The sequence below is a fragment of the Nonomuraea sp. NPDC049655 genome, from assembly GCF_044465465.1.
In the GTDB taxonomy this organism is placed as follows: Bacteria; Actinomycetota; Actinomycetes; order Streptosporangiales; family Streptosporangiaceae; genus Nonomuraea.
Map to the genome: position 1 here is coordinate 1 of NZ_JBITLS010000011.1, position 12,543 is coordinate 12,543.

Below are 12,543 nucleotides of genomic sequence, written 5' to 3' on the forward strand. Positions count from 1 at the left end.
GATTCAAGATCCAGGCGGCGAGAGTGCTCACTCACCAGCGGCTACCAGGCACCGAGTCTGCCCGATCAGCAGCCACGGTAGCTCCCATTAGGCGGGGAACACCTGGACGTGGTCGGCGGCCGCCAGCGCCCGGCGGAAGTCCTCCCCCGCGTGCTCGACGGCCGTGAGCTGCACCGCTTCCCGCCGGAACACCATCGACAGCCCCCAGTCCGCCAGCACCCGCGCCTTGTGGTTGAAGGTCGGCACCCAAGCCAGGTGGTACGCCCGGTGCGCCAGCCACCCCAGGAACCCGGTCAGCCGGATCGCGTGCACCTGGGCCACGCCCTGGTGGTGGCCGAGCCCGGCCACCGACCCCAGGTACGCGTGCCGGTACGCCTTCAGCCGTCCTCCCCTGACGTGGGCCGCCAGGTTGCGGGCGAGCAGCTTGGCCTGGCGCACCGCGTGCTGGGCGTTGGGCGCGGTGAACCGGCCCGGACGGGTCAGGTCGGGCACCGCCGCGCCGTCGCCGGCCGTGAACGCGTCCGCCAGCCCGGCCACCGTCAGGTATTCGGTGGCCCGCAGCCGTCCGGCCTCGTCCACGGGCAGCCCGCTGTCGGCGGCGAGCGGGCTGGGCCGGCCGCCGGCCGCCCACACCAGCGTCCCTGCCTCCAGCGACGTGCCGTCCGACAGCCGGGCCACGCCGCCCTCGGCCGAGCTCAGCCGGGTCTCCAGCCGCACGTCCACGCCGCGGGCGCGCAGCGCGTCCACGGTCCAGCGGCCGAGGCCGGGATGGAGTTCGGGCAGGATGCCGCCGGTTGCCTCGACCAGGGTCCAGCTCAGGTCGGCGGGCTCGATCCCGTCGTGGTAGCGCAGGGCCTCGTCGGCCAGCCCCTGCATCTCGGCCAGCGCCTCGACGCCCGAGAACCCGCCGCCGACCACCACGAACGTCAGCGCCCTGCGCCGTACCAGCGGGTCGTCGGTCGAGGCGGCCGCGGCGAGCTGGGCCAGGACGTGGTTGCGCAGGTGCACGGCCTCGCCGAGGCTCTTGAACCCGACCGCGTGCTCGGCCAGCCCCGGGATGGGCAGCGCGCGGGTGATCGACCCGGCCGCCATCACGAGGATGTCGTACGTGAGCGTCCTGGCCGGCCCCTGGACCGGCTGGAACCGCGCGGTGCGGGCCTCGTGGTCGACCCGGGTGACGTGGCCGGTGAGCACGCGCGCGCCCTTGAGCACCCGGTTGAGCGGGGCGACGACGTGGCGGGGCTCGATCGTCCCGCCGACCGCCTCGGCCAGGAACGGCTGGTACGTCATGTACCCCCGCGGGTCGACCACGGTGACCGTCACCTCGCCCGACCGGATCAGCCGCCGCAGCCCGCGGGCCGCGTACATCCCGACATATCCGCCGCCGACGATCAGAATGTGCTTGCTCATCGTCCGCTCCTCCTCATCAGGTTCTTCACCAGGAGGACGGGACAGCCCCGGCGGATGTGACAGGAGAACCCGGTTCATCGCAGGGAGATGTCGCCGGTCTCCGGCAGGGCGAGCAGGCAGAGCAGGCTGAGCAGGGCCATCGCCGAGACGTAGAGGCCGACGCCCATGACGCCGATGCCGCTGGTCTGCAGGCTGGTGGCGACCAGCGGCGGCACCGCCCCGCCCAGCACGCCGCCGAGGCTGTAGGCGACCGAGGCGCCGCTGTAGCGGAACTCCGTCCTGAACAACTCGGGCAGGTACGCCCCCATCGGCCCGAAGATCAGCCCCATCAGCCCGAGCGCGCCGGCCAGCGCCACCCCGGCCAGGACGACCGACCCGGTCTCCATCAGCGGGAACATCACCAGCCCCCACGCGACGGCGACGGCCGTGCCGGTGAGCAGGGTGCGGCGGCGGCCCAGCCGGTCGCTGACCACCGCCGAGACGACCGTGCCCGCCGCCATGAACAGCACGCCGACCATGGTCAGGGTCAGCATGGTGGTCTTCGGGATGCCGAGGGCGGCGGTGCCGTAGGACAGGCAGTAGGTGGTGGCGGTGTAGAAGAGCGTATAGGCGACGGTCATCGCCCCGGCGGCGAGCAGCACCCGCCGCCACTGGTGGCGCATCAGCCCGGCGAACGGCACCTTGGCGATGCGGCGCTGGTCGAGGGCGGCCCGGAAGACCGGCGTCTCGGAGATCCGCAGCCGCACGTACAGGCCGACGACCACGAGGAGCAGGCTGGCCACGAACGGCAGCCGCCAGCCCCAGCCGCCGAACTGCTCGTCGGTCAGCGTCTCGCCGAGGATCAGGAACAGCCCGTTGGCCACGATGAACCCGGCCGCGGGGCCGAGCTGGGGGAACATCGCGTACAGGCCGCGCCTGCCGGGAGGGGCGTGCTCGGTGGCCAGCAGCGCCGCGCCGCCCCACTCGCCGCCGAGTCCGATGCCCTGGGTGAAGCGCAGCAGCACCAGCAGCACGGGCGCGGCCACGCCGATGGCCGCGTACCCCGGCAGCAGCCCGATCGCCACCGTGGACAGGCCCATCACCAGCAGCGAGACCACCAGCATCGACTTGCGCCCGACGCGGTCGCCCCAGTGACCGAACACCGCCGACCCGAGCGGACGCGAGACGAACGCCACCGCGAACGTCGAGAACGCGGCCAGCCGGCCGGCCACGGGGTCCATGCCGGGGAAGAACGCGGTGTTGAGCACCAGCGCGGCGGCGGTCCCGTAGATGTAGAAGTCGTAGAACTCGATCGCGGTGCCGATGAGGCTGGCCATGGCGATCCTGGTCGTGCTGGGCGCCGAGACCCGGGGGGAAGTCTTCACTTCATGTCTCACTATCCGGACTGACATCTTGTCAAGCGGTACAACGACGCTACCACCTGCGCAATGTCACACAGCCGCCCGATAGATTCGTCGGCAAACGTCGCCTTTTGAGAGGACCGCACCTTGGCCGTGGAACTGGTCATCTTCGACTGTGACGGGGTACTCGTCGACAGCGAGCGCATCTCGGTGCGCGTGGGCACCGCCGCCCTGCGCCGCCTGGGCTGGACGATCGACGAGAGCGAGTACGCCGAGCGCTTCGTCGGCTGCAGCAACGAGTACTGGGACGAGCAGGTCGGCGAGACGCCCCCGGGCTGGCACGACCAGATCACCCAGGAGTACCTGGCCGCGATGGAGGCCGAGCTGCGCGCCATCGAGGGCATCGAGTCCGCCCTCGACCGCCTGGACATCCCTTACTGCGTGGCCTCCAACGGCCGGCACGCCAACGTCCGCAACAGCCTGGAGCTCACCGGTCTGGCCCGGCGCTTCGACGGCCGCGTCTTCAGCGCCGAGGACGTCGCCCGCGGCAAGCCCGCCCCCGACCTGTTCCTGCACGCCGCGGCGACGATGGGGGCCGCGCCGGAGGAGTGCGTGGTGATCGAGGACAGCCCGTTCGGGGTGCGGGCGGCGATGAGCGCGGGGATGCGCTGCCTGGCGTTCGCGGGCGGTCTGACGCCCCCCTCGCGCCTGTCCGGCCTCGGCGCCACCCTCTTCCACGACCCCACCACAATCCCCGACCTGATAGCCACCCTCCCCTGACCCCGACACCCGCCCCTCCCCCTGCCACCCGGCCCTGCCCATGCCCCCCGGACCAGCCCCGCCCCTTACGCCACCCTGACCGACTCCTGCCCCTCCCGCCGCCCCCGAGGGACGCACCCCCTGACGCCCGGAGAAACGCACCGCCCCTCCTGACGCGCCCACCCGACACTCCGCCTCTTTACGCCCCCCAACCCCCTTCAACGCCCCCATCGGACTCCCCAACCTGATGCTCCACCTCGTCGGAGGCAGGGGGCGGGCAGCCGGATCCAGGCAATGGAGGCGGGCGAGGAAACAGGGGCTGCCGGGTCTCACGAGGACCGGTCACACCTCGCCGCACCGGCCGAACGGTCCAGCCGGAACGGCCGGGGCGCGTCCCATCTGGGTGACCGACAGGGGGACGTCGGGGCACGCGAGAAGGGGACCGGTCACAGCTCGCCGTAGCGGGTGGGTGGGCAGGTGGGGTCGAGGCGGTCGGCGGTGCGGCGTAGGGAGTGTGCGAGCCGCGCCCGTACGGCGACCCGCTCCGGATCCCGCCTGCGCGGCGCCCCCGGCAGGGCCGCGTCGAGCGAGTCGCGGAACCCCATCGCCGTCCGGTGCGCGAGAACCTGCATGGCATCCATGTCTCTCCTCCTTAATCAATTAAGACCTTAATCAATTAAGAACGCACCGGCAAGGCCGTTCGATACGGTTGGACGATGGCAAGGGTCACCCTGCAGACGATCGCCGACAGGCTCGGCGTGTCCCGCGCCACCGTGTCGTACGCCTTCTCCCGGCCCGACCAGCTCAGCGACGGGCTGCGGCGGCGCATCCTGGAGGTGGCCGACGAGCTCGGCTACGCGGGCCCCAACCCGACGGCGCGCTCGCTCCGGCTCGGCCGCGCCGGCGCGCTCGGCCTGCTGTTCAGCGAGACGCTGGCCTACGCCTTCGCCGACCCGTACGCGCTCGGGTTCTTTCAGGGCCTCGCCACGGCGGCCGAGGAGGCGGGCGTGGGCCTGCTCATCCTGCCGCTGCCGCACGGCGACCGGCGCAGCGACACCGTGCGCGACGCGGTGGTCGACGCGTTCTGCGTCGTCTCGCTGCCCGACGGCCATCCGGCGCTGGCCGAGGTGCTGGCCAGGAAGCTGCCCGTCGTGGTGGTGGACGAGCCGTACGTGCCCGGCCACCCCTTCGTCGGCATCGACGAGCCCGCCGCCGGAGCCGCCGCCGCCGCGCACGTGCTCGGCCTCGGGCACCGGCGGGTCGCGGTGGCGATGGTCGGCCTGCACGACGACGGCCACACCGGCTGGGCCGACCGCGCCCGCCAGGAGGGCGCGGTGTTCGCGGCGATGCGCGCCCGGCGCGGCGGCTACCAGACGGCCTGCGAGCAGGCCGGCCTCGACTGGGACGACGTGCCCTTCTACGAGGTCGCCAGGAACTCGCGGGAGGCGGGCAGGAAGGCCGGCCACGCGCTGCTGCGGCTGGCCCCCCGGCCCACGGCGATCCTGACCAACACCGACGTGCTCGCCCTCGGCGTCCTCGACGCCGCCGCCGACCTGGGCCTCGACGTGCCGGGCGAGCTGTCGGTCGTCGGGTTCTCCGACAGCGCGGCGCAGGAGGCGGGGCTCACCACGATCCGGCAGGCCAAGCAGGAGATCGGGGAGGCGGCCGGGCGGCTGCTGCTGTCGGGGGCCGCGGCCCGGCCGGAGCGGCGGCTGTTCCCGTACGAGCTGATCGTGCGGGCCTCGACCGCGCCGCCGCCCAGCTGACCTCCCGGCTGACCTCCCAGCTGACCGCCGGGCTGACCGCCGAGCTGACCGCTTAGCTGACCAGGGTCGACCCCCTGCGGGTCTTGCCCACCTTGAGCTGCACGGGGATCCGGGTGCGCAGCTCGCCGACATGGCTGACGATGCCGACCGCGCGTCCGCCGTCGCGCAGCCCGTCGAGGATGTCGAGCACGTCGTCGAGGGTGTCCTCGTCGAGGGTGCCGAAGCCCTCGTCCACGAACAGCGTGCCGACCTCCGCGCCGCCCGCCTCCGCCGTGACCACGTCGGCCAGGCCGAGCGCGAGCGCGAGCGAGGTGATGAAGCTCTCGCCGCCCGACAGGGTCGCCGGGTCGCGGTCGACGCCGGTCCAGGCGTCGGCCACCTTCAGGCCCAGGCCGCCGCCGGACCGCGCCCGGGATCCGGCGGTCTTGCGCAGGTCGTGCCGGAGCAGGTAGCGGCCGGACGACATGTGGTCGAGGCGCTCGTTGGCGGCGTCGACCACCTGCCTGAGCCGCTCCCCCAGCACGAACGACGTCAGGCTCATGTTCCACTGGTTGTCGCCGGACGTGCCCGAGGCCAGCGCCGCCATGCGTTCGGCCAGCCGGTGCCGCTCGGCCGCGGGACGCCACCGCTCGATGCGCGCGGCCAGCTCCTCGCGCAGCTCGGCGAGGCGGGCGGCTCTGGCCGCCGCGCGGTCGCGCTCGCTCGCCAGCCGGGTGTGCGCCTCCTCCGCCGCGTCTCTGCCGGCCTCGGCGGCCGCCAGATCGGGCGCGGGCTCGGCGGCCGCGGCGATCAGCTCGGGGTCGGCGAGCAGGGCGGTGACGGCGGCGTGCTGGTCGTCGAGCCGCCGCAGCAGCTCCCCCTTGCCCTCCCGCTCGGCCGGGCTCCGGTACGCCTCCTCGGCCTCCCGCACGTCGGCGAACCCCGCCTCGGCCGCCGCCCGCCCGGCCGCCTCGGCCGCGGCGTCGAGCTCGGCGGCCGCCGCGACCGCCGCCCTGGTGGCCTCCAGTGCCTCGCGCAGCAGCTCGGCCTCGTCGTGGAGCCTGGACAGGCGGGCCGTCAGGGTCGGGTCGCCGCCCCGGGCCGCGTCGAGCCGCGCCCCCAGCCGCCCGGCGTCCGCGCTCAGCTCCTCATGTCTGGTGCGGCCGGCCGCCACCCGCGCCGCGATGCGGCGTCCGCGCTCCTCCAGCTCGGCACGTTCGCGGCCGAGCGCGGCCACCTCGGCCGCCAGCCCCGCCTCCTTGGCCGCCACCGCGGCCAGCCGTCGCAACTCCTCCTCGGCCGCGGCCAGCACCCGCCTCCCGTCGACCTCGCCCGGGGTCTCAGGAAGGGCGTCTGCCGTGAGCGGACGCTCGGAGAGAAGGGTCTCGGGGTGCAGGGTCTGGGCGAGACGGGTGTGCAGACGGGTGCGTTCGGCGGTGAGCCGGGTGCGGTGGGCGTGGTGGGCGGCGAGCGCCTCGGCGATCTCCCTGGCCCGGTCGCGGACGTGGTCGCGGTCGCCTTCGAGGCGGTCGAGCGCGTCGGCGAGGGCGGGCTCCCGGTCGGCGACCGACCGCAGCCGGGCCAGCTCCTCCTCGGCCGCGAGCACGTGCCCGGCCGCGGTGTCGGCGGACAGCCCCTCGGTGGCCTCCGAGGCGTCGGCGAGCCGGGACTCGATGGAGGCCAGAGCGCGTTCGGCGGCCTCCCGGTCGGCGGCGGCCGCCTCGTGGGCGGTCTCGGCGGCGCGCTCGTCGTCGGGCGAGGGCGCGCTGGGGGCCGCGGCGGCGGGCACGGGGTGGTGCTCGGAGCCGCAGACCGCGCACGGACGCCCGTCGGTCAGGTCGCGGGCCAGCTCGGCCGCCATGCCGTCGATCCTGGCCTGACGCAGGTCGAGCCAGCGTTCGCGGGTCTCCTGGGCGCGGTCCACCAGCACCTGGTGGGCGGCGGCGGCCGACTCCAGCTCGGCGGCCAGGGCGTCGCGGCGGTGGGCGGCCTCCAGGACGGCACGGGCGGCGTCGAGCCGGGCGGCGGCGGCCGGCACGGCCGCCGCCTCGGCGCGCACCTCGGCCAGGGCGGCGCCCGCCGCGGCCAGCCGGGCGGGCAGCTCGGCCTCGGCCGCCGCCACCTCGGCCTCGCGCTGGGCCAGCGCCTCCAGCTCACCGGCCAGTGCGGCGAGCTCCCGGTCGACGTCGATCAGGTCGGCGGCGGCGTCGCGTACGGCCTGGGCCGCCGGGATGCGCGCCGCGGCCACCCGCGCGCCGGCCAGCCTGTTCTCGGCGTCGGCGACCAGGCCGGGCAGGACGGCGAGCCGCGCGGCGGCGGTCTCGTCGGCGCTGACCAGCTCGGCCAGCTCCTGCGCCACCCGCGACAGGTCGCGCCGGACGACCGACAGCCGGGCCTCCTCGGTGAGCAGCTCGGACAGCCGGGCCAGCTCGGCGCGGCGCTCCCGCTCCAGGCCCTCCAGCTCCTCCACCGACGGCTCCGCGGCACTCGCCGGCCCCTCGACGCCTGGCGTGGATCGGCGGGTGAGGAGGGGACGGGCGCGGGCCAGGGCGTCGGCGACCATGGCGCGGGCCTTGGCGGCGGCCTCGGCGCGCTGCCCGGCGGCCGTGATGAGCGGGAGCACGCGGTCGGCGCGGGCGGCGTCGTCGATGACGGCCTGGAGGTCGGCGCGTTCGTCGGCGCGCTCGTCGAGGGTGCGGCGCAGGGTCAGGGCCTCGGCGTGGCGGCGGCGGCGGTCGGCGAGGGCGGCGGCCTGCTCGAAGCGCGACCGCGCCGCGCGTACGGCGTCGCCCGCGGCCGCGTGCCGCTCCTCGCACCGGTGGACGACGGCCCGCGCCGCGTCCAGCAACGCGCCGGCCCATCCGAGCGGATCGTCCGCCGCCGACGGCAACCCCCCGTCCCCGGCACCGCCGTCCGGCGCGGAGGCGAGGACGGGCCCGTCGCCCGCGCCGCCGTCCGGCGCGGAGGCGAGGAGAGGCCCGGCGGCCTCCTCCAGGCGTTCGACGGCGAAGGCGACCTCGCGCCCCAGCTCCTGCTCCTCCCGCCCCGTGGCCCGCCGCCGCTCGGCCAGCCACGCCTCGGCCTGGGTGAACACCTTGACGGTGAACAGCCGCTCCAGCAGCCGGGCGCGGTCGTCGCCGTCGGCGCGCAGGAACTTGGCGAAGTCACCCTGCGGCAACATCACCACCTGGCAGAACTGCTCGGCGTTCATCCCGAGCAGCCCGCCCACCAGGTCGCCCGCCTCGTCGAGCCGGGTCGTGAGCCCCTGCCAGGCGGCCCCGCGGCGCTCCTCGACGACGACCTTGGCCTTCTCCTCGGTGAACCCGGCGCCGCGCAACTTGGGACGCTGCCACGACGGCGACCGCCGGATGCGCAGCGAACGGCCCCGGATCGTGACCTCCAGCGTCACCGAAGGGCCGGCGCCGGCGGGCGCGTGGTCGCAGCGCAGGCTGCGGGCGCTGTTGCGCTGGCCGGGCACGACGCCGTAGAGGGCGAAGCAGAGCGCGTCGAGGATCGTGGTCTTGCCCGCCCCGGTGGGCCCGTGGATGAGGAACAGGCCCGCCTCGGTGAGGGCGTCGAAGTCGACCGTCTCGGTGCCGGGGAAGGACCCGAAGGCCGTGAGGGAGAGCAGGTGCGGCCGCATCTACGCCATCGTCTCCTTCATCCGCGACGCCTCGACCGCCTGTCTCAGCAGCTCTTCCTCCTCGGGCGCGGCGGGCTCGCCGCGCACCTCGCGGACGAAGTCGAGGGCGACCTCGGCCTCGGGCCGCCCGCTGACCCGCACCGGCCCGGCGGCGGGCGCCGCGCCCACCGGGTCGAAGGACAGGGCGAGGGCGTGCGGGAACCGGGCCCGCAGCCGGTCCATGGCCTGCTTGGGACGGACGGCGTCGGTCAGGGTGATCTGCAGCCAGTGGTCTTCGTAGGCGGTGAAGGCGGGCAGGGTCAGCAGGTCGTCGAGGTCGCCGCGGAGCCGCCCGACCGGCCGGGGCACGGGCGCGGGCACGAACTCCGCGCCCGAGCCGAGCGTGACCAGCCAGCAGCCCTTGACGTGGCCGGTCTCGGAGAAGGAGTAGGCCAGCGGGGAGCCGGAGTAGCGCACGGTCTCGGACATGCGCTGCCGCCCGTGCAGGTGACCGAGCGCGACGTAGTCGACGCCGTCGAAGGCCGACAGGGGAACGTGGGACACGCCGCCCACGCTGATGTCACGCTCGCTGTCGCTGGCCTGGCCACCGGTCACGAAGCAGTGGGCCAGCACGACGGCGGCCCGACGGCGGACGGCGTCGGCCCGGACGCGGCTCATCGCGTGGGAGATCGCGGCGGTGTGGCCGCGGTCGGGCAGCTGCCAGGGGGTGCGCACCAGCTCGGGCTCCAGGTAGGGGATGCCGTAGAAGGCGACGTCGCCGACCAGCACCGGCTCCCACGACTGCGCGGGCTCGGTGCGGACGTGCACCCCCGAAGACTCGAACAGCGCCGACCCGAACCCGAGCCGCAGCGCCGAGTCGTGGTTGCCGCTGATCAGCACCACCCGCGCCCCGGCGGCGCGCAGGCGGGCCAGCGCGTCGGAGAGCAGGGCCACCGCGTCGACCGGCGGCAGGGCGCGGTCGTAGACGTCGCCGGAGACGGCCACGACGTCGACCCGCTCGGCGCGCACCGTCTCGACCAGGTGGTCGACGAACGCGGCCTGCGCCCCGAGCAGGCTCTCCCGATGGAAGGAGCGCCCGAGGTGCCAGTCGGAGGTGTGCAGGATCCGCATGTCGCAGGAAGCTAACATCTCTCACCGACAAATGCGGCCCCTCCCGTCACAGAAGCCGGGAGTAGGCTGGATGATCAGCGGGCAAACCAACGCACATGGGGAGGCCGATGCGCACTGGCCGTGGCACCTTGAGCGTCGCCGCCGGCCTGGTGCTGGTGGCTCTCGCGTCGGTCGGCTACGTGTTGCCGCCCGCGTTCGACCCGCCGCCGCTGAAGGCGGATCCGGCGTTCGCCGCGATTCCCCCGCAACCGGCCGACGAGCTGCGCCCGGTGGTCGCGGCAGCCCCCGTGCGGCGGGAGGAGATCTCGCTGCCGGCCGAGGGCCAGCGCCTGGAGGGCACCTTACGCGTGCCGCTCTCGCCCGGCCCGCACCCGGCGATGGTGTTCGTGTCGGGGTCGGGCAACGGGTCGCGGACGGAGTTCACGCCGCAGGCGGAGTTCCTGGCCAGGGCGGGCGTGGCGACGATCGCGTTCGACAAGCGCACGGTCGGCTACGACTTCCGCGACCGCGACTTCGGGCTGCTGGCCGACGACGCGCTGCGCATGGTGGAGTACCTGCGCACCCGGCCGGAGGTGGACGCCTCGCGCGTCGGGCTGTGGGGGGTCAGCGAGGGCGGCTGGGTCGTCCCGATCGCGGCGGCGAAGAGCGCGGCGGTGGGCTTCGCGGTGCTGGTCTCCTCGCCGAACGTCTCGCCGCTGCGGCAGGTCGCCTGGGCCCTGAACGAGCAGCTGCTGCGGCTGCACGCCCCCATCGGCGCCCGCGACCTGCTGACCAGGGCGATGGGCGGCGTGGGCTTCACCTTCCTGCGTTACGACGCGATGCCGGCCTTACGTCAGGTCAAGCAGCCGGTCCTGGCGTTCTACGGCACGACCGACCCCTCGATCCCCTTCGTGGAGTCCACCAAGGCGCTGGTCACGGCGCTCACCGAGGCGGGCAACGACCGGTACACGATCCGCTTCATGGACAAGGGCGACCACGCGATGCGGGTCAACGGCGGCCCGTTCACCAAGGGCTACCTGGAGACGCTGGCCAACTGGATCACCGGCCTGCCGGGCACCGCCAGGCCGTCGGCGCACATGGCGGGCAGCACGCCGGTCCAGCGGTTCGAGGCCAGCGACGTGCCCGCGGCCCCCTGGTACGCGGGCGGCACGATGCTCGGGCTGACCATCTGCCTGGCCGCCGTCGGGTACGTGGCGGGCCCGGTGGCGGCGATGGTCGTCCGGCTGCGCGGCCACGGCAGGGAGCCGGTCGAGACCAACGCCCGGCTGTGGCCGCCGATCAGGCGCAGGCTGCGCAGGATGGCGTGGACGGGCCTCGGCCTGCTGGCCTCGGTCGTGGCGTTCATCATGCTGCTGGTGCTGTTCTCGGTGAACCAGGCGGGCGCCTGGCCGGCCGTGCTGGCGGGCTGGCTGGTGGTCCGCGTGCTGGCCGCGCTCATGCTGGTCCAGGAGGTCACGGCGGTGGCCGCGTACGTGTCGGCGCTGCGCGAGGGCATGCAGCCCACCCGGTGGCAGTACGTGGCGATCGGCGGCGTGCTCGGCGGCACCGGGCTGCTCCTGGTGGCGGCGGCCTACTACGGCCTGTTCTCGTTCCCCTGGTAGGAGGTGCCCGAGGTGGAGGTGCCCTGGGTGGAGGTGCCCTGGTAGGCGTTCATCCAGCGGTCGAGCTCGGCGAAGACCTGCTTGCGCGCGGGCTCGGCCGACAGCACCAGGTCGTGCACGCCGTCCTGGATGCGCACGCAGGTGACGTGGGGGCCGATCGAGGTGGCCCAGCGGGCCATGTGCTCCGGGTCGAGCACGATGTCGGCCGAGCGCGCCTCGGGCACGAAGTCGCGTACCCGCAGGCCCGTGGAGGAGGCGAGGACGAGCACCGGCACGTCCACCGCCAGCCCGCGGTGCAGCCGCCGCTGGGCCCGCCGGATGGCGGCCAGCCACATGGCGTGCACGGAGAACCCGACCAGCGGCTTGAGGTCCAGGTCGTAGTCCCATTCGCCCTGTTCGGTGCGGTGCAGGCTCTGGCCGTAGGCGGTGCTGATGCCGAGGGGCAGCGGCCGCCGGACGTAGGACATCGGGGTCTTGAGCAGGTCGGCGGCCAGCCGGAGCGGGGCCGGCACGTTGAGGTCGAGGAACGGGCTGTTGAGCACGAGCCCCTGCACCAGGCCCCGGCCGCGGACCCGGTCCGCCCACAGCGCGGCGATCAGGCCGCCCGTGGAGTGGGCGTTGACGGTCAGCTCGTCGTGGTCGCGGCGGATGAGCCGGACTGCCTCGTCGATCTCGGGGAAGTAGTCGGTGACGCTCCTGATCAGCCCCCTGGTCTGGTGCGGGAGCAGTGAGCGGCCGTACTTGCGCAGGTCGAGGGCGTAGAAGTCGATGCCGCGCTGGACGTAGTGGTCGGCCAGATGGTCCTGGAAGAAGTAGTCGGTGAACCCGTGGACGTAGAGCACCGCCCTGCGCGAACCGGTCTTCCTGGAGATCAGGGTCGCGACGACCTCGCCCTCGAAGTCGGGCTGCATGGGGAGAACGGTGATCTCGTACAT

9 protein-coding genes are annotated in these 12,543 nt (G+C 74.4%); 3 read left to right on the plus strand and 6 right to left on the minus strand.

All coding sequences use genetic code 11. The features are described 5' to 3' along the window. Nucleotides 1-87: 87 nt before the first annotated feature. Entirely contained in the window at nucleotides 88-1,410 is a 1,323-nt protein-coding gene (locus ACIBQ6_RS31775; protein WP_397216356.1) for an NAD(P)/FAD-dependent oxidoreductase, read from the minus strand. Between the two features lie 74 nt (nucleotides 1,411-1,484). Continuing rightward, the gene (locus tag ACIBQ6_RS31780; protein WP_397216358.1) at nucleotides 1,485-2,774 is read right to left on the minus strand and encodes an MFS transporter; all 1,290 of its coding nucleotides are present in this window, start codon (nucleotides 2,772-2,774) and stop codon (nucleotides 1,485-1,487) included. Nucleotides 2,775-2,903: 129 nt separating this feature from the next. On the opposite strand from ACIBQ6_RS31780, the gene ACIBQ6_RS31785 reads away from it, so the two are divergent. Beyond that, nucleotides 2,904-3,530, plus strand: a complete 627-nt coding sequence (locus ACIBQ6_RS31785; protein ID WP_358285978.1) for an HAD family hydrolase — start codon at nucleotides 2,904-2,906, stop codon at nucleotides 3,528-3,530. 425 nt (nucleotides 3,531-3,955) lie between these two features. On the opposite strand, the gene ACIBQ6_RS31790 is transcribed toward ACIBQ6_RS31785, so the two are convergent. Beyond that, on the minus strand, nucleotides 3,956-4,150 hold the full coding sequence (locus tag ACIBQ6_RS31790; protein WP_352357102.1) for a hypothetical protein: 195 nt from the start codon (nucleotides 4,148-4,150) through the stop codon (nucleotides 3,956-3,958). Between the two features lie 75 nt (nucleotides 4,151-4,225). On the opposite strand from ACIBQ6_RS31790, the gene ACIBQ6_RS31795 reads away from it, so the two are divergent. Then, the gene (locus ACIBQ6_RS31795; protein ID WP_397216360.1) at nucleotides 4,226-5,275 is read left to right on the plus strand and encodes a LacI family DNA-binding transcriptional regulator; all 1,050 of its coding nucleotides are present in this window, start codon (nucleotides 4,226-4,228) and stop codon (nucleotides 5,273-5,275) included. Nucleotides 5,276-5,327: 52 nt separating this feature from the next. Here ACIBQ6_RS31795 and ACIBQ6_RS31800 read toward each other — a convergent pair whose 3' ends face one another. Then, nucleotides 5,328-8,897 carry an AAA family ATPase gene (locus ACIBQ6_RS31800; protein WP_397216362.1) on the minus strand — a complete coding sequence of 1,190 codons (3,570 nt, stop codon included), beginning with the start codon at nucleotides 8,895-8,897 and terminating at the stop codon, nucleotides 5,328-5,330. Then, nucleotides 8,898-10,007: an exonuclease SbcCD subunit D gene (locus tag ACIBQ6_RS31805; protein WP_397216364.1), complete on the minus strand. Its 1,110-nt coding sequence runs from the start codon at nucleotides 10,005-10,007 to the stop codon at nucleotides 8,898-8,900. A 107-nt stretch (nucleotides 10,008-10,114) separates the two neighbouring features. On the opposite strand from ACIBQ6_RS31805, the gene ACIBQ6_RS31810 reads away from it, so the two are divergent. Continuing rightward, entirely contained in the window at nucleotides 10,115-11,608 is a 1,494-nt protein-coding gene (locus ACIBQ6_RS31810; RefSeq protein WP_358285095.1) for a prolyl oligopeptidase family serine peptidase, read from the plus strand. Here ACIBQ6_RS31810 and ACIBQ6_RS31815 read toward each other — a convergent pair. Continuing rightward, nucleotides 11,581-12,543 carry an alpha/beta hydrolase gene (locus ACIBQ6_RS31815; protein WP_358285092.1) on the minus strand — a complete coding sequence of 321 codons (963 nt, stop codon included), beginning with the start codon at nucleotides 12,541-12,543 and terminating at the stop codon, nucleotides 11,581-11,583. The two genes, ACIBQ6_RS31810 and ACIBQ6_RS31815, sit on opposite strands and share 28 nt — an antisense overlap.

Bases quoted from the DNA above. Each gene is read 5' to 3' on its own strand.
- ACIBQ6_RS31775 (WP_397216356.1), bottom strand. From the start codon at position 1,410: ATGAGCAAGCACATTCTGATCGTCGGCGGCGGATATGTCGGGATGTAC.
- ACIBQ6_RS31790 (WP_352357102.1), bottom strand. From the start codon at position 4,150: ATGGATGCCATGCAGGTTCTCGCGCACCGGACGGCGATGGGGTTCCGC.
- ACIBQ6_RS31795 (WP_397216360.1), top strand. From the start codon at position 4,226: ATGGCAAGGGTCACCCTGCAGACGATCGCCGACAGGCTCGGCGTGTCC.
- ACIBQ6_RS31800 (WP_397216362.1), bottom strand. From the start codon at position 8,897: ATGCGGCCGCACCTGCTCTCCCTCACGGCCTTCGGGTCCTTCCCCGGC.
- ACIBQ6_RS31805 (WP_397216364.1), bottom strand. From the start codon at position 10,007: ATGCGGATCCTGCACACCTCCGACTGGCACCTCGGGCGCTCCTTCCAT.
- ACIBQ6_RS31810 (WP_358285095.1), top strand. From the start codon at position 10,115: ATGCGCACTGGCCGTGGCACCTTGAGCGTCGCCGCCGGCCTGGTGCTG.
- ACIBQ6_RS31815 (WP_358285092.1), bottom strand. From the start codon at position 12,543: ATGTACGAGATCACCGTTCTCCCCATGCAGCCCGACTTCGAGGGCGAG.